Origin of the sequence: Bacteroides sp. AM37-9 (assembly GCF_003603455.1) — a bacterium.
Classification (GTDB): Bacteria; Bacteroidota; Bacteroidia; order Bacteroidales; family Bacteroidaceae; genus Bacteroides; species Bacteroides xylanisolvens.
In genome coordinates, this window is the sequence record NZ_QTNF01000061.1 from 1 (window position 1) to 17343 (window position 17343).

Sequence of the window (17343 nt, forward strand, 5' to 3'; positions counted from 1 at the left end):
CACGTACGGTTCTTAGGGGAGAAGGGGGCAGCAATGCCCTTGACTTACCCGATATACAGAAACAGGGCGATTTCTTCGTGGAATCCCCGATTATTCTTTTGGCGGCTATTATATGGTATTTGCGCATCTACCAGGACGGAAAATACTGCACGTTCCCTCACGCGATAGAATTTCTGAACAAGCCGTATGCCGATATTTTCACAATTCTTACCTCGTATCCGTCTTTGGAAAACTACCTTTCCCCGTTCATGGACGCCTGGCAAGGGGGCGCACAAGACCAGTTGCAAGGCCAGATCGCTTCGGCAAAAATCCCGCTTTCAAGGATGATTTCCCCGCAGCTTTACTGGGTGATGACCGGTGATGATTTCACGCTCGACCTGAACAATCCCGAACACCCTAAAATCCTGTGTGTCGGTAACAATCCCGACAGGCAGAACATCTATTCAGCCGCCCTCGGACTGTACAACAGCCGTATCGTAAAATTGGTGAACAAGAAGGGACAACTGAAGTCTTCCATCATCATAGACGAGCTGCCCACGATTTACTTTCGCGGTATTGACAATCTCATTGCCACCGCACGAAGCAACAAGGTGGCGGTATGTCTCGGCTTCCAGGACTTCTCTCAGCTGACCCGTGACTACGGTGAAAAAGAAGCGAAGGTAATCCAAAATACGGTGGGCAACATCTTCAGCGGTCAGGTCGTGGGAGAAACGGCTAAGAACCTTTCGGAACGCTTCGGTAAGATACTCCAACAGCGGCAGTCCATTTCCATCAACCGGCAGGACACCTCCACCTCCATCAACACGCAGATGGATTCGCTCATTCCGGCATCGAAAATAGCCAACCTCTCACAGGGTACATTCGTGGGCAGCGTAGCGGATAACTTCGGGGAAGAGATTGACCAGAAGATTTTCCATGCCCGCATTATTGTCGATAATGAGAAGGTAGCAGCGGAAACCAAAGCCTACAAGAAAATACCCGTCATCAACGAGTTCAAGGATGCGGACGGCAACGACATCATGCAACAGCAGATAGACCGGAACTATTCCCAGATAAAAGCGGACGTGGTGCGGATAATCGAAGATGAGATGACCCGTATAAAGAACGACCCTGATTTGAAACACCTGATACCACAGGAAGAAAATGACAAGGATAATGAATAGCCATTGAAAGGCCGCTTTTTTATTTTAGCCTGCAAAGGTCGTCCCGTGCCTTTTGGATTGAGCAAGGTCGAGCCCTACGGGTTTTCGGGGAAATCTTCCGCGCTCCGCTTGCGGTATTTTCCCGAAAAGCCTTGCACAATCCGGCACGGAACGGTAAGGCAGGCAAGAAATAAAATACCGGCTCGCCGGTCGGAATTGTTTAACTAAAAAACAAGTTATGAGCAATACAAGAGTGGTCAATATCCGCAAGGAATCCTGTGATGTATATATAGGAAGAGCGGGACAAGGGAAAGACGGTTATTTCGGAAATCCGTTCAGGCTGGAAGCGACAATGACAAGGGGCGGCACGCTGGACCGTTACAGGAAGTATTTCTACTATCGTTTAAGTACGGATGAAAAGTTCCGCAGACGAATCGGAGAATTGCAGGGCAAGACATTGGGGTGTTTCTGCAAGCCGAATCCTTGTCATGGGGACATCATCAAGGAATACTTGGAACGCATGGAGGGATGTACCGATGAAATAGCCATAGAAAAGACCTACTGGAAAGGAGTGGCTTATCCAGTTCGGGAAATCCAAGTCGGTAATGACATTTTCAGGGTGTCAGTAAAAAGCCTGTGCGATGAGCTGGTGAACGATATGCATAACGGCATTTATGAAGCGATGGAAGCGAGCGAGGAGATTGACGGTTACTGCACGGATGAGGAACTATGTACACTGACCGATGATGACCTGTACAGAATGTGCTGCTGAAATAAAATTCAAACAATAAAAAACAGAAATGACATGAAAAAGAGAAGCAACTTTACACCGATGAAAAGATTCCATGAGATTCTTGACAATTATGGTCTGAAACTGATGGAGGTGGGAACCAACCACCTGAGAGTATTTTTTGGCAACCGGAAATTGTTCGACTACTATCCGCTGAGAATGAAACTGTTTGATTACCGGCAGTGGCAGCAACTGACCTATCCGTCGGTCATGGACGGTACGGACAAATGGGAAACGGAACTGGAAGGAATCATCAACAGCCTTATGGTATCACCGCAATAAACATTGACATTATGCACAAGAAAAACAGACAGACGCTCGTTTGGGATAACATTCCTGAATGGGCGATTTTCGCATTGGAGTACGGCATCGAGGAAGAATTGTTCCTGCCGAACGAGGATTTGGAAATGATAAGCCGGTTCATCGGCGAGAATTTCCCGAACGGCTACACGATGAGTGTGGATTGGGAATCATGCACGGAGTTCAACCCACGTCCGGCATTCGGGAAACCGTGCAAGACTCACAAGGTGACTTTTGTAACAAACTAAAACTACCTGCTATGAGAAAGATAACATTAAGCGAATACAATTCCATCCCGAAGGATTACCGAGGGATCTGGACCGTGGAGCGTTGGGACTTGCCGAATTGGGCGGAAATACGCGAAAAACACATGGGAAAGCGCACCATGATGGTATATGACAAGGGAACATGCCTGCTGGTGGAAGGACTCGGATTTGAAATCGTGGATGATAGTATCTGGAAAAAGGCGGATGAAGTCAAGAAGGAAATAGGTAGCCATTTCCTGAAATTCTACTGTGAGCAGGGACGTGAACCTCATTATGCGGACTGCACTATCCGGTGGTGCGACACGCTGGAAACGGAAGAAGTGAGGATTGCGCTGGCGATGGATTCCGACAACGAAAAGGACGATGAGATATTCTTCTACTGCGACAGCTTGGAAAATTTAAAATCACTGGCGGATAAAGGTAAGGAGGATTTCATCATAGCCGGATGCATTGGTTTCGGGATATACGAAGAATTGTTACAAACAACTTAAAAACATCAGACATGAAAATCAAATGTCAGGAACACTACGAGAATACCGTCAAGTATGCGAAAAGCATCGGTGATGAAACGTTGAGCAAATGTATTGAACGGCTCAAGCAATGGGAGGTCAACTCCAATGGCAGGTATGAAATCGAACTGTACACCGATTTCGCACCATATTCATTCGGTTTCGCTGAAGTGGCGAAAGACGGGACAAGGGGCGTTGTCGGAGGGCTTCTCTATCACGGCAAGCCGGATCGGTCATTTGCTGTAATGATTGGTGGACCGTTTCACGGCTGGAGCATACACACTTGAAAAATCGTTTCGCAGTTTGTGTTGAGCGAAAAAAGCGCAGAAGTACTCAAAATCTGATTACCTTTTACACTTTCTTCGCTCATATTTTATTTCCGTCTGCTCATTCTGAAATCTCCAAAATCAGAAAGCTAAAATCTGTATTTGACGGATTAAAAATCAATTCTCGCAGGTTTTCCGCAAAAATCAAAGATTAAATCGTTATATGGCAAATTTAGATACCGGCAATATTTCTTTTTCAGGTGTTACTTTTATTGATATGCTATTTTTGCAATCTGTCTATTAATTGAGAGCGAACAAGGTCGTACCCCAACTGAGGATTGAACTCCCTCTCCGGACGGATAAGATTTTGTGTATCTCCTAAGAACTCAGAGTCAGACATCTTCTCTTCCATATTATTAATGAACTGTTTGTATGTCGGTGGTTGTTGAACAACAAAAGACATATAACGGTGGTAACAACGCATAATTTCTTCGACATCAACTGATGCTTCAGACAAAGCGACATACAAGTCAAAAAGGTCTCGCCCCTTTTTCCTTTGGTACAAGGCTCTCAGTTTTGTTCCCAACAGTTCATTTAAACGATATGTTGTTACTCCGCACTTGCCTGAGAACCAACTATTTTCCATTTCAAATGGTATTTTGACTAATCCAAGTTCATTAAAATGCTCAAAACAGTTTATCTCGATTTTTAAGCGTAGAGGAATTGTGGGAGGTATTTCCGATTCCATACGAAACAACATCGTGTTATTATATCGTTTTTGTTTTGTTACTCTATCCGGCAAAAAATCCAAAACTTCCCCAAGTCTGAACATTATTGGCTTTATCGGTCCGGGAGTAATTTGAACTAAGTCAATATCTTCACTATATCTGGGCTGTGGCGTCAGATATAGTTTATGGAGTGCAGTTCCTCCCCTGAATGCTAATTGTGAAGCAAGAAACTCATCGCTAAAAATAGCGACTAACGCACGTGATATAATGAGGTCTTGCTCTACTTGTGCGTTGTCATTCCATGGAACTATCTTATTCCATTGAGTGATGGCTGTTCTGTTTATCATATTTCGTCAGTTTCTATTATCGTATTTACAAAAATTTTCCAACGGTTATTCCTTTCCGCGCAATCTTTTGGTTTATTTATAGTTAGAGGAATATATTTGAAACGCTTTACATATGAAGTCAATTCCATATATAGCGTATCTGCAATTTCTGCTGCATTTAGAACTTCATCCAGTATATATCCCAGTCGTTGTATAGTTGCGATTGATGTATAACCAAACAACTTATTGGAAGCACCACGAAAATCTAATTTTTCTGTAAGTTCTTCCAATATAGTAGATGCTCTTGAAAGTCCACCTATATATTGCTCATATTGTACAATGTCAAGAGCTGTCAATTCTGCATTCGAATAATATATCACTCCTGTTTCAGAATTTTTTGATAACAAAAAATCTGTTGGAATTTCCTTGCGGTATACCCAAACAAGTGTATTGTTCTTTGATTGCGAAACAGAAGACTTTGGAAATACCGACATTACAGAAAATTTCTGTGGACGTTGATGAGCTGCACCATGAATTTCTGCCGCATTTAAGAGACTAATATAATAAGGCTTGTTTAGATACGACATCAACTGATCTATGTAATATATCGGTGGTACCATTCTTTTGGCAGCATAATGAGGAGGAATAATAACGTAGAAACCTTTATAGACCGGATATATTATACCTTGTGATGATATACGGAACAAATCATTTTTAATGACCTGCTCTGAATAATGTGGCAATGCCAACCTAATTTCTTCAACCGAAAAAGTTGGAAATCCACTTATCTCTCTATCTCTAATCCATTCACGTATTGTCATAATGCGTAATTTTAGTGCAAAGGTACTCAAAAAATGATTACCATTGCACTAAAAAGATGCGCATTTTCGTTCAAAGGGTAATTTTTCCATATTCTTCCATAAACTACCATCCTAAGTCACGCTTCACTCACTAAGTCCCTCTGAGAAGGTAACTCGGAGGACGATACCTTTCACGTTCAGGCCTCCGGTTTTCGTACAAAAAATTCCCTGCGGTAATTTTTCTTCGAAAAAACGTTCCGGTATCGCCGTCCGAGTTGGGTGAAAAGGTCGGGACTTAGCAAGCGAAGCGACCTACGACGCATAGAACAAGGTCAAGACAAAACCTGACGGGAGTACTTTATAAAATTCAGACCGTCCCAATTGGAACATCTATCCTATCATAAATCCTTTTCCTTTCGGTCGCCTGTCTTATGAGAAATACAAGGAAGTAGGGACAAAAGCAGCTCGCTCTCAACTCTGCATAATATAGGTTTTCTTTTTCCCTCTTCGTCCCTTTCCCTGCTTCGGTTTCTCTCTGCCTTCCCGTACCTTGTGGCCCGCCCTTTTCCCTCTGTTTTTTCCCTTTTTCGTTTTCGTGCTGTCACCCTGCGGTGAAACGTGATGACAAATGATGTAATATGTAGTTCAACTAATTAAAAATCAATTATTTATCAAATTTTGCTATATATATTTGCGGTGACAATAGTAGTTATCAACTCTAAAAACTCAAAGTTATGGCAAAGAAAAATGTGAGGGACGAACCCCTGAAGCCGCAAGTGAGCGAGAACGAACAGATGAGTGACATCGTGTTCATACTCGACAAGATGGAACTGATTTTACAGGCGGTGTCAAAAATCGGAAAGGACGGGAAATACAGCACCGTTCCGGCAGACAAGGAACACAGCAACTCCTTCCTGAAAATCGACCGGTACGCCAACATGTTCGAGAATTTCGTGAAAAACTTCTGGAGCCAGCTCAAAGACCCGACCCGTTTCGGCATCCTCTCCGTCAAGGCGGATACGCTGGACAGCCCGGAAGTGAAGCAGGCCATCGAAGACCTCGCCGCCGGAAAGCAGACAAAAGCCGTGGAAGACTTCCTCAAAAAATACGAAATCGTTCCACGCGACAAGGAAAACCAAAGTATCAACAATCAAAATCAAGAAGAAATGGCAAAGAAAAATGAGACACAGCAGCAGGCCACCCAAGGTGACGGCACGCAGCAACCCAAGTACCGCTACAACGAGTCCATGATCAACTGGGAGGAACTGAAGAATTTCGGACTTTCCCGTGAATACCTCATGGAGCGCGGTCTCCTTGACCAGATGCTCAGGGGCTACAAGACCAACCAGGTGGTACCCATCAGCATGAATTTCGGCTCCGCCGTATTACGTACCGATGCACGACTGTCATTCCAGCAGTCCGTGGGAGGCCCTATCGTATTAGGTATCCACGGCATCCGCCAGAAACCCGAACTCGAACGCCCGTACTTCGGTCACATCTTCTCCGAAGAGGACAAGAAGAACCTGTTGGAGACAGGCAACATGGGGCGTGTGGTGGAACTGAAAGGGCGCAACGGCGAATACATCCCTTCTTTCATCAGCATCGACAAGCTCACCAACGAGGTGGTCGCCATGCGCGCGGAAAACGCCTACATCCCGCAAGAAATCAAAGGTGTGAAACTGACCGACCAGGAAATCAACGACCTGCGGGAAGGCAAGAAAGTGTTCATCGAAGGCATGATTTCCAATAACGGCAAGGAGTTCGACGCCCACATCCAGGTCAACGCCGAACGCAGGGGCATCGAATACATCTTCGAGAACGACAAACTCTTCAACCGACAGTCGCTGGGCGGAGTGGAACTTACCAAGCAGCAGATTGAAGACCTCAACGCGGGCAAGGCCATCTTCGTGGAGGGTATGGAGCGCAAGGACGGTGAGTTGTTCTCCTCGTATGTCAAGCTGGACGAGGCCACGGGCAGACCTTCCTACACACGCTACAATCCCGATTCCCCGGAGGGAGCGCGTGAAATTTACATCCCGAATGAAATAGGCGGCGTGAAAATCACCGCCGAGGAACAGCAACAACTGCGCGAGGGCAAAGTCATCTTCCTCAACGACATGGTGAACCGCAAGGGCGAGGAGTTCTCCTCCTTCATCAAGGCGGATTTGGAAACGGGACGCCTGAGCTACTCACGCACGCCGGACGGCTTCGAGCAGCGTGCCGAGTTCAAGATACCGGAAAAGGTATGGGACGTAAAACTGACGAGAAACCAGCGTGCCGACCTCCAGAGCGGCAAGGCGGTACTGGTCGAGGGCATCAAAGGCTACGATGGAAAGACCATCTCGCAGTATGTCAAGGCGAACTTCAACCAGGGCAGGCTGGACTTCTATAACGAGAACCCGGACCGCAAGCGTGACGCATCGCAGCGCAACGTGGTGGCGAACGCCCAGAAGCAGGGACAGGAACAGGCTGGCCGCAAGTCCAAGGGGGCAAGCATTGCCTGAGCGTGAATCAGAATGAATGTCAAATCAAAAAAACAGAAATATGAACGTAAACAATAAAAACAACACGCCATTCAAGGCGGAAGACGTGAACTGGGAAGAACTCGCGGGAATCGGGATCCTGAAGGACGAGCTGGAAATGTCGGGGGAACTTGATACGTTGCTCAAGGGAGAAAAGACAGGAGTGATGTCACTCAGCCTCGTGCTGCTGGGCGTGGACGTGGTGATGGACGCCACCCTGCAACTGGTGCGCAAGGACGACGGGGCACTGATTGAAATCCTCGGTGTCAAGCCGGTGGCCTGACAAACGCTCATCCATTATAACAAGTAAAAAATGTCAAACCGCCGTTTCCCGTTTTCCGGTTCCGGTAGCGGGGAACGGCTTAAATTTTATCCGAACATGAAAGCAATCATTGCAGAAAAACCGAGTGTCGGCATGGATATAGCCCGTGTGGTCGGGGCTACCGACAAGAAAGACGGCTACTGTACAGGTAACGGGTATATGGTCACGTGGGCGTTGGGACACCTGGTGTCGCTCGCCATGCCCGGTGCGTATGGCTACACGAAAACCTCCGCCGAAAACCTCCCGATGCTGCCGGACCCGTTCCGTCTGGTGTCCCGCCAGGTCAGGACGGACAAAGGGATGGTGACGGACATCGCCGCCGCCAAACAACTGAAAATCATCGACAGCGTGTTCGACCGGTGCGACAGCATCATCGTGGCTACCGACTGTGCCCGTGAAGGGGAACTTATCTTCCGCTGGATATATTCCTACTTAGGCTATACCAAACCGTTCAAACGCCTGTGGATCTCCTCTCTCACCGACGAGGCCATCCGCGAGGGTTTGGCGAACCTCCGGGACGGCAGCGACTACGACAGCCTGTATGCCGCCGCCGACTGCCGGGCAAAGGCGGACTGGCTGGTGGGCATGAACGCGAGCCGTGCCCTGGCGGTAGCCTCCGGCTCGGCGAACAACTCCATAGGACGTGTACAGACCCCGACGCTCGCCATGGTCTGTGCCCGCTTCAAGGAGAACCGGAATTTCGTCTCCACCCCTTACTGGCAGCTGCACCTCACGCTGAAACGGCAGGACGCGCACCGCATGTTCATCCACACGGAAGAGTTCAAGGAAAAGGATGCGGCAGAGGCGGCATACCGGAAAATCACTTCCGGTTCTGTGGCGACAGTCACTGGGTCGGAACACAAGAGGACTTTCCAACAGGCCCCGCTTCTGTACGACCTGACCACGCTCCAGAAAGATTGCAACGTCCATTATGACCTGACAGCGGAGAAGACCCTCTCCATCGCCCAATCCTTGTATGAAAAGAAGCTTATTTCTTATCCGAGGACGGGAAGCCGCCATATCCCGGAGGATGTCATGCGGCACATTCCTTCCTTGCTGGGAAAAGTGGTTTCCATGCCGGAATTCAGGGAATACGGACAGTCTTTCGACATGTCCGATCTGAATACCCGCAGCGTGGATGACACGAAAGTGACCGACCACCATGCCCTGATTATCACGGGCATTTCACCCGAAGGGTTGTCCGAGGCGGAATCTACCGTTTACACCCTGATAGCCGGAAGGATGCTGGAAGCATTCTCGCCACCCTGCGAGAAGGAACTTTTGGTCATGGAATGTGCCTGCGAGGGAATGGCGTTCCGTTCCCGCTCTTCCTCCATTGTCAGACCGGGCTGGCGCGGCGTGTTCGCCAGAAAGGAGGACAGGGAGAAGGACGAGCCGGAACGTGACGGGGGGACGGCGGAGTTTGCCGAAGGCGAGACTGTTCCGGTCATGGGACACGGGATGGCGCAGAAGAAGACCCTACCCAAGCCGCTGTACACGGAGGCCACCCTGCTGGCGGCGATGGAGACCTGCGGGAAAAACATCACGGACGAACAGGCAAAGGAGGCTATCAAGGAATTGGGCATAGGCACACCCGCCACCCGTGCCGCCATCATTACCACCCTTATCAAACGTGACTATATCGCCCGCTCCGGCAAAAGCATCATCCCGACCGAAAAAGGGATGTATATCTATGAGGCGGTGAAGGACATGCGTGTGGCGGACGTGGAACTGACGGGAAGCTGGGAGAAGACCCTGGCGCAGGTGGAGAGGCATACCCTCGATACGGAAACCTTCATGCAGTCCATCCTGGATTACACCCGCAGGGCAACCGAAGAGATCCTGCGTCTGGATTTTCCGGCGATGCAGGAAAGGGCATTCACCTGCCCCAAGTGCAAGACGGGAAAAATCATCCTCCGTTCCAAAGTGGCCAGGTGCGACCATGACGGGTGCGGGCTGCTGGTGTTCCGCCGTATTCTGAACAAGGAACTGACCGACACCCACATGGAACAGCTTTTCTCCTCCGGCACCACCAGACTCATCAAGGGGTTCAAGGGAAAGAAAGGTGTACCGTTCGATGCCGCCGTCACCTTCGATGCGGAATACAACACGGTATTCTCGTTCCCGAAAACCGGGAACGGAAAGAAAAAATAACACCGTCATTCCAATTCGCGGGCAAAGGTAGCGCACCGCCTTTTTCCACCGGCAAGGTCAGGCCCTCCGGGTTTCGGGGAAAATCATCCTCGCGCCGCTCCGGTATTTTCCTCCGAAAACCTTGCCTGTGGAGGCGGTACGCATCCCGGCCCTTGAAATTGGAAAAGACTGTTTCACCCGTTAATACCGGAATGTCATGAAAACAAGGGAATATATCGACAAGATTCAAGCGAACAGATGGGTACGGACCATCGCATTGGGCTTTGCAGCCTTCATCGTGTTCAGTTATATGTACACACGGGGCATATCCCCCGTGTGGGCTGCGGTAGCCATCGTGTGTTTTAGGGGATTCTTCAGGTTCCTGTACCGGATAGCTTGCCTTCTGGTGGCTGCGGCCATACTTTTCTGCATACTCAGTTTTCTGGTATCCTGACAATATTTGACCATGAAACATAACTGCCATACAAAATCAAGTGGAACCTTACAGAACAGAGCTGTCTTCCGGGACGGCTCTTTTTGTTTTCCGCCCTCTGTGGAACCGGAAACCATAACGACAGGAATAAAAGGAAAAGGGATGAAAACACAGACTTGGCATACCGGAAACTACCGGGCAAAGTTGGCAAATGCCTTTGTTCGGACGGCAAGGTCAAGCCTTGCGGTTTCGGAAAAAATCATCCTCGCCGGAGGCTTGCGGTATTTTTCCCGAAAACCTTGCCTTACCGAAGGCATCTGCCGTCGGGCCCTTGTAGTTCACGGGCTGCCAAAGCCCGAATATTCACAATTAAAAAAAATAAAGAGACATGAACCAAGCATTTGCAACAAGCGCACCGCCGGCTCCCATGAGGATGCCCATGCCGGTAACGAGAAGAAAAAGGACGGTGGAACCCGAACCTGCCGTCAAGTTCCCGCCACGGGGGACGACAGGGCCGGTACACATCTCCACCCTGTTGAACCCGATTCTGGAAATCAGCCGCCATCCCGACAGGAACAGGCTGCTGGCCAAACTGTTCAGTGAAGAATAAAACCCAGTAATAACTTTTAATACATCAAATTATGTTTTTTACAGCAATCCACCAGATGATGACCGAAGGCGTGGATCTCACGCTTGTCATCCGCAAAGCGAACGGACAACTGACAGTATCCTTACTGCCGAAGTCGAACGGGCTGAAGGACGAAGCCCAGAACCACCTCGTACCACTGACCGTCAGCGGGCATCCGCAGGAACTGGACGCAGGCTTCCTACAAGCCGTAGCACGTCCTATACAGAAGACTACCGGACTGATTTCCAACATGGCGCAGTTCGAGGCGCAGGCTGAGAAGGCAGCGTCCGAGAGCAAGGCGGCAAAGGAGACCAAAGCGAAGGAGACGAAGGAGGAAAAGGAGAAGCGGGAGAAGTACGAGAAACATTTCAAGAAAGCGGAGGAACTGATCGCTGCCAAGAACCACAAGGAGGCGGTTACCGCACTCGGACAGGCACGTCTTTACGCCAAACCGCAGGACCAGAAGAAGATTGACGAGATGGTGGCGGAACAGACAAAGGCGATGAACAAGGGCAGTCTGTTTGAACTGATGGAAGAACCGGCTCCGCAGCCACAACAGCCGCAGGCACAACCGGCAGCCGCACCAGTCCAACAACCGCGGCAGGCTCCACAGTATCCTCAGCAACCGCAGGCACAGAGACCGATGGCGGCTCAGGCTCCTGGCGGACAGCAGAGACCGGCAGCCAATCCTCAGCAACAGCAGACAATGTGGCCACCGCAACAACCGCCGCAGGGACCGGCACAATATTACGCCCAGCCACAACCGCAACCCTATATGGGACAGCAGCCAGTACCGCAACAGGCTCCACAACCCGCACACGGGGGATACCATGGGACACATTGGCAGGAGCCGGTACAGCACCCTGAAGAACTCTCCCCACATTATCACGCCGGAGAGGATGAACCCAATTACCGTCCGGAGGATTACGAGGAATATCCCGATTTTCCGCAGTCCATGTTAGAAAATCATGTCTCACAATATCAAGCAGTATAAGATTATGGCACTCGAAGTAACAGGAATGGCACGCTCATTCACATTCAAGAAAGGCAGCGGAATGGTAACGCTCGATGATCCCAACCCGTCGGACAGCCCCGAAATGGTCATGAGCTATTACTCCAACTTCTACCCGGAGCTGACAACGGCAACGGTACACGGACCGGTCATCAAGGACGACAAAGCCGTGTACGAGTTCAAGACCACCATCGGGACCAAAGGATAGGAAGCATGAAGAAGGAACGAAAGAAAAAGAACAACAAGAAAAGGAAACCATGTGTACCATTGGACGAACAACAGTCAAGGCAGCTGGCGAGGCTCATCATCGGCCAGACGCGGAGGAATGTACGGTACGGCGTGAACAGGGAAGAACGGATTGCGGCTCCAAGCGGGGCCGTAATTCTTTTCTAAGCACAGCCTTCATACCGCTGGCACAGAATAATCTTACCGTGGATTGTTACGACAGCGGCGAATGCAACAGTATAAACGTAATCACGCGGGATAACTACGAATTCCTGCGTGATTCGTATTTCAGGTATTCCCTGCTATTGCAGAAGGAGGGCGTACACATGCCAGGAAACAGTATCGGGGAAGGCATCGCCAATCTGTACGATGAAATGAACACGCTTGTCGGTGACGAACTGCATGTCAACATCGAGCAGGAAGCCGGCAGGCTTTTCTTCCGGCTGTGGAAATACCACAAGTGGGGAAGTTTCACGCTGTACTACTTCCCGGTGAAGTTTCTGGAATCGCTCAATCCCATTTTAAGGAGGATTGCCATTACCTTTATCCATAAACTGATGAAAGCAAACGGCATTGATACATTCGTGGATTACGAAGAATCGGACTTTTTGTTTGAAATGCTTTCGGAGGATGACGGCAGCGACCCGGAGGAGTGGAAAGAACGCATGAAACTGCTGGACTCCTATCAGGAAGGGAAAATCGGCAGGCTGCTCAAACGGGTGGAATCGAAATCCTACTACAAGAACCTGCCGAAAGCACTGGATACATACGAACCCCAAAACGGGTTTGAACAGCCTTTGGTCGATGCGATGAAACGGGGTCTCCCGTTTCTGACGCCTGCACGGGGCATCATGCAATACGCTTATGACGCCTATTACTCGGAGAATCCGGACTTCCACCCGATGTACCTGCAACAGCAGATAAGGGTCGTGTATGACATCAACGACATTGTATCCGACTATCTCGTTGACTATTACAATTCCTGTAGCAGGGAGACCTACGACATCACTCCGGTGACTGCCCTTGACCTGTCGCCCGATACCGAAGAACTGTTCAGCATGGACGATTACCCGGAACGGTTCTTTCGGTGGGCGGACGAATTCATATCTTTAATCAGTTGAATTATGTTGGAAACGAATGAACTTACCCAAAAATTGAGGACGCTGCTCCATCCGAGGGCGGCGTTGATTGCCTATTCAGGCGAGAAAGACAACTCTTATGCCTCTGACAACAACTATTTTGTTGAGATAAGGGATATAGACGATAACGGAATGATGGGAGAAGGCCGGCCCGTCACGGTGGATTTCATGAACGAACTGGTGCGCGGTTATTCCGAAAGCCACAGCACCACGCCATACGGAAGGATTCCGCCCAATATGCTGTGGTGCGACCCGCGCAAGGGCAGTGAGAGGTATATCTGGTACAACTCCCCACAGAAACGGATGATGTTTTTCAAGGAATCCCTTCAAGTAGAGAATGCAAAATACAACCTGCCGGGAGTCATTTACGTGGCAGGTGGCAGTTCGTTGAGTATATATGCTTACAAGGACAAGAAACTGACGGAAAAGACGGAGCTTTATGCCGCACCGTTCTTCAACGTGACAGGGGCAAATGTCTGTCTGGGTTCCGCTAAAATAGACAAGCCGAGAGATTTGACCTACAAAAACCTGTTGGAGTATTGGGAGAAGAAGTTCTGGCTGACGGAGTTTTCACACCTGGGCGGAGGGGGCAACCCGACCAGATCAAACCTGATATTGGTGACAAAGGCCGCAAAGGACAAGCCTTTCAACCTCGACGAACTGAAACCTTTGAATAACTTGAAATTGAAAGATATATTGAAATGAAAAGAGTACACTACATAGATAACTATCTGCTGAACCCGCAGCACCCGGTCACGGTGAACCTGATCGGCGCGGGAGGAACCGGCTCGCAGGTATTGACCTGTCTGGCACGGCTGGACGTGACATTGCGGGCACTCGGACATCCGGGATTGTTCGTAACACTTTATGACCCGGACATAGTGACGGATGCCAACATCGGTCGCCAGCTTTTCGGCTGTTCCGACCTTGGACTGAACAAGGCGCAATGCCTGATTACCCGAGTGAACAATTTCTTCGGCAATGACTGGAAAGCGGTACCGGATATTTTCCCGACCGTGCTGAAAGATGCCAGACGGGATGACATGGCGAATATCACCGTCACCTGTACCGACAACATCAAGTCACGGCTTGACTTATGGAACGTATTGAAAGCCGTGCCCACCTCGAATTACCGTGATTACGAAACACCGCTTTACTGGATGGATTTCGGGAACACACAAAGTACGGGTCAGGTTGTGTTGGGAACCATACCCAAGAAAATAAAACAGCCCGCTTCCGAGTTGTACAAGACTGTCGATTCGTTGAAGGTCATTACCCGGTTCGTGAAATACGCGAGGGTGAAGGAGGCGGATTCAGGACCGAGCTGCTCCTTGGCGGAGGCGTTGGAAAAGCAGGACTTGTTCATCAACTCCACACTGGCACAACTCGGATGCAATATCCTTTGGAAGATGTTCCGTAACGGGATGTTGGAACATCACGGGCTGTTCCTTAATTTAGAAACGATGAAAGTGAATCCGATAATGATATAACTTGTTTAAAAGAGGATGAGCCAAATGCAAATTTTGTAAGAATCAAATCTAAACGAACATAATTTCACTTTACGCACATGTTAATAATTACCTGTCAATCCATTCCTTAAGCCTCTGCGCCTTTTCCTTACTCACTTGTATTTCCGTTTTCGGATAACCTTTCAAACGGACAATCAACTTTCCTCCAAAATAATTACCGAGGAACAAAACGTGCTCTACATTGATAATATATTGGCGGTTTGCCCGGAAGAAATAGTCGGGATTCAGTTGGTGTTCAAGTTCATCCATTGACACATTGACCACTTCGGAAGTGCCGTTGTTAAGACGGAGATATACAATCTTGTTTTCTGTTTCGATGTGGTTGATGTCCGAAACGCGCACGGTCTTATATCCGTCACGGTAAGGAAGCAAGAAACGCTCCCGATAACGGAACTTGTTCTTCTGTAAGGCATCGAAAAGCTGCTGTAGGTTTTCGTCGGTGTAATTCTTACCGGCTTTGGCCGCCTTGTCAATGGCCGCTTCAAGTTCATCCGAATCCAACGGTTTCAGAAGATAGTCGAAACTGTTGAACTTGAATGCTTGTACCGCATATTCGTCGTATGCGGTGGTAAATATGATGGGTATGGTTGCCGGGGCATATTTTAGAGCTTCGAAACTCAAACCGTCAGTCAAACGGATATCCGCCAGAATGAGGTTTGTGGTTTTGCCGGATTGAAAGAATTCGACCGTCTCTTTGATGCTGGCAAGAGGGCCTTCGACAATAAATGTTCTGTCAATGTCGTTCAGCAGCCTTATGAGGCGTTTGGCATTGCGTGGCTCGTCTTCAAGAATCAGTATGTTCATAGGGGATGGTGTTTTTTATGATGGGCAGACTTACCGAATAGAAGTTTTCGGCATTCTCTATCTTGACCTTTTTATCACAAAGCAAAGCGTATCGTTCTGTGATATTTTTAAGTCCTAAACCGGTTGATTCGATTGGGGACATCAAAGGTGACTTAAGATTGCTGACTGTTATATAATCATCGGACAGCTTTATGTCGATGACCAGCGGATGTTCAGATGAAAAGCTGTTATGTTTTATTGCGTTTTCCACAAGAAGCTGCAATACAGCCGGTGGAAGAAAACCTTTGCATTGTCTGACGCCCGGACTTACTTTTGCAATGACACCTTCGTCGTGGCGCACTTTCATCAAGTACAAGTATGAATCAAGAAACTTGATTTCGTCCGCGACAGGTATCAGGTTTCGGTCCAAGTTGGTGATGATGTATCGGTATACTTTCGACAGATTGCTCAGGAATTTTCCGGCAAGTCCGCTATCCTCCTCAATCAGCTCCAGCAGATTGTTGAAGTTGTTGAACATGAAATGCGGATTGATTTGCAGTTTCAGGGAATTGAGCTGTGACTGCAAGGCTATCTCCTTTTCTTTCATCAGTGCCATTTCAAGTGCCTGTTTCTCGTTGCGTGCCTTGATGTAAGACTGAAGATAGAACGTGTTGGCATAGACGCTTGACAAGAATGTGGAAATCATGGCAAAAGTATATGCGCCTTTCATGTTGAGGAGCTCGTCAAGAAGCCCGTTGCCGTTTTCACCCCATAAGAAGTTGAACAAAGAAATCATGCCGAATGCGACAACGTTGTTCAGGGTAAAAAGGCAGGAAGCATAGACAATCACCCACACATAAGATGTCCTAAATGGCAATACCCTAAAGACCAAAAAGGAAAATCCTAAAGAGATGTAGGTAAACAGCATACACAACAGATAATCGATGATATAATCGGCTATTGCCATCTCCGGTAATTGGCCGGCGGTTTCATCATCGAGTATAAACCACAGAATGAGGTAGAGCATATAGGAAACGGTTGATAACAACAGACCGTTCTTCCAATTCATTATTTTTATATTCTCGTTGGCCATATCAGATACAAAGTTACTTCATATTCCGCAAAAATAGGGATTTACATCTTTAGTTGATAGGATAAAACCGACTGAAACGGATAAAATCACCATTGAAGTGATGAAAATGAATGTTGAAACGGATGGAGTTGCACTTTATGTTTGCCGAAATACCATTTAGAAAATCTGTTTTTCAAAATAAACCGCCTATTTGGGCGGTTCAGATATAAATTTATCCGTTTCAGCCGAATTTTACTGTTACAGCCAAAGCAACACGGGTAATTTTGCATCCATATAGGGTAAATACCGCATGATAAAGTCTGAATCAACCAAATTTTTAAGTAGCCCTTAATTCCGCAACACTATTATAAAATATTTTTTTTAAGTACCTGAGCAACAAAAAGTTGCTCAGGTACTT

At 48.1% G+C, this 17343-nt stretch carries 21 protein-coding genes; 17 read left to right on the forward strand and 4 right to left on the reverse strand.

Going from position 1 to position 17343, the window contains the following annotated elements; all coding sequences use genetic code 11:
* From DW862_RS24780 to DW862_RS24805, 6 genes are all read left to right on the forward strand, one after another.
* Positions 1-1163: TraM recognition domain-containing protein (locus tag DW862_RS24780; protein WP_118233263.1), on the forward strand; the 1163-nt coding region annotated here is incomplete at its 5' end.
* Positions 1164-1380: 217 nt separating this feature from the next.
* Entirely contained in the window at positions 1381-1914 is a 534-nt protein-coding gene (locus tag DW862_RS24785; protein ID WP_008766673.1) for a DUF4326 domain-containing protein, read from the forward strand.
* A gap of 33 nt (positions 1915-1947) precedes the next feature.
* Positions 1948-2214 carry a hypothetical protein gene (locus DW862_RS24790; protein WP_008766674.1) on the forward strand — a complete coding sequence of 89 codons (267 nt, stop codon included), beginning with the start codon at positions 1948-1950 and terminating at the stop codon, positions 2212-2214.
* 11 nt (positions 2215-2225) lie between these two features.
* Positions 2226-2480, forward strand: a complete 255-nt coding sequence (locus DW862_RS24795) for a hypothetical protein (protein WP_008766675.1) — start codon at positions 2226-2228, stop codon at positions 2478-2480.
* An 11-nt stretch (positions 2481-2491) separates the two neighbouring features.
* On the forward strand, positions 2492-2989 hold the full coding sequence (locus DW862_RS24800; protein WP_008766676.1) for a hypothetical protein: 498 nt from the start codon (positions 2492-2494) through the stop codon (positions 2987-2989).
* Between the two features lie 11 nt (positions 2990-3000).
* A complete protein-coding gene (locus DW862_RS24805) occupies positions 3001-3294 on the forward strand; it encodes a DUF4120 family protein (protein ID WP_008766677.1) in 294 nt (97 codons plus the stop codon).
* Between the two features lie 259 nt (positions 3295-3553).
* On the opposite strand, the gene DW862_RS24810 is transcribed toward DW862_RS24805, so the two are convergent.
* On the reverse strand, positions 3554-4348 hold the full coding sequence (locus DW862_RS24810; RefSeq protein ID WP_008766678.1) for a nucleotidyl transferase AbiEii/AbiGii toxin family protein: 795 nt from the start codon (positions 4346-4348) through the stop codon (positions 3554-3556).
* Positions 4345-5148 (reverse strand): type IV toxin-antitoxin system AbiEi family antitoxin, encoded by an 804-nt coding sequence (locus tag DW862_RS24815; protein ID WP_008766679.1) that lies wholly within the window; start codon positions 5146-5148, stop codon positions 4345-4347. The genes DW862_RS24810 and DW862_RS24815 overlap by 4 nt, the downstream gene beginning before the upstream one ends.
* Before the next feature lie 713 nt (positions 5149-5861).
* Between DW862_RS24815 and DW862_RS24820 the strand changes: the two genes are divergently transcribed.
* The 11 genes from DW862_RS24820 (at position 5862) to DW862_RS24870 (ending at position 15031) form a co-directional block, all read left to right on the forward strand.
* Positions 5862-7631, forward strand: coding sequence for a DUF3945 domain-containing protein (locus DW862_RS24820; protein WP_008766680.1), 1770 nt, complete (start codon positions 5862-5864; stop codon positions 7629-7631).
* A gap of 40 nt (positions 7632-7671) precedes the next feature.
* Positions 7672-7932, forward strand: a complete 261-nt coding sequence (locus DW862_RS24825) for a DUF4099 domain-containing protein (protein WP_008766681.1) — start codon at positions 7672-7674, stop codon at positions 7930-7932.
* A 96-nt stretch (positions 7933-8028) separates the two neighbouring features.
* Entirely contained in the window at positions 8029-10125 is a 2097-nt protein-coding gene (locus DW862_RS24830; RefSeq protein WP_032585083.1) for a type IA DNA topoisomerase, read from the forward strand.
* Between the two features lie 196 nt (positions 10126-10321).
* Positions 10322-10558 (forward strand): hypothetical protein, encoded by a 237-nt coding sequence (locus DW862_RS26550; protein ID WP_008766683.1) that lies wholly within the window; start codon positions 10322-10324, stop codon positions 10556-10558.
* A 367-nt stretch (positions 10559-10925) separates the two neighbouring features.
* The gene (locus DW862_RS26555) at positions 10926-11147 is read left to right on the forward strand and encodes a hypothetical protein (protein ID WP_025076690.1); all 222 of its coding nucleotides are present in this window, start codon (positions 10926-10928) and stop codon (positions 11145-11147) included.
* Between the two features lie 31 nt (positions 11148-11178).
* Complete coding sequence (locus DW862_RS24850) at positions 11179-12159, forward strand: PRTRC system protein E (protein WP_008766685.1); 981 nt, start codon at positions 11179-11181, stop codon at positions 12157-12159.
* Positions 12160-12163: 4 nt separating this feature from the next.
* Complete coding sequence (locus tag DW862_RS24855; RefSeq protein WP_008766686.1) at positions 12164-12385, forward strand: PRTRC system protein C; 222 nt, start codon at positions 12164-12166, stop codon at positions 12383-12385.
* A gap of 5 nt (positions 12386-12390) precedes the next feature.
* The gene (locus DW862_RS26560) at positions 12391-12570 is read left to right on the forward strand and encodes a hypothetical protein (protein WP_229782488.1); all 180 of its coding nucleotides are present in this window, start codon (positions 12391-12393) and stop codon (positions 12568-12570) included.
* Positions 12571-12608: 38 nt separating this feature from the next.
* Positions 12609-13523 carry a hypothetical protein gene (locus DW862_RS24860; RefSeq protein ID WP_229782489.1) on the forward strand — a complete coding sequence of 305 codons (915 nt, stop codon included), beginning with the start codon at positions 12609-12611 and terminating at the stop codon, positions 13521-13523.
* Between the two features lie 3 nt (positions 13524-13526).
* Entirely contained in the window at positions 13527-14246 is a 720-nt protein-coding gene (locus tag DW862_RS24865) for a prokaryotic E2 ligase family D protein (protein ID WP_008766688.1), read from the forward strand.
* Entirely contained in the window at positions 14243-15031 is a 789-nt protein-coding gene (locus tag DW862_RS24870; RefSeq protein WP_008766689.1) for a PRTRC system ThiF family protein, read from the forward strand. The genes DW862_RS24865 and DW862_RS24870 overlap by 4 nt, the downstream gene beginning before the upstream one ends.
* A gap of 87 nt (positions 15032-15118) precedes the next feature.
* On the opposite strand, the gene DW862_RS24875 is transcribed toward DW862_RS24870, so the two are convergent.
* Both DW862_RS24875 and DW862_RS24880 read right to left on the reverse strand, forming a co-directional pair.
* Positions 15119-15874: a LytTR family DNA-binding domain-containing protein gene (locus DW862_RS24875; RefSeq protein ID WP_008766690.1), complete on the reverse strand. Its 756-nt coding sequence runs from the start codon at positions 15872-15874 to the stop codon at positions 15119-15121.
* On the reverse strand, positions 15855-16946 hold the full coding sequence (locus DW862_RS24880) for a sensor histidine kinase (RefSeq protein ID WP_054350165.1): 1092 nt from the start codon (positions 16944-16946) through the stop codon (positions 15855-15857). Before DW862_RS24880 ends, DW862_RS24875 begins: the two co-directional genes overlap by 20 nt.
* Positions 16947-17343 lie beyond the last annotated feature (397 nt).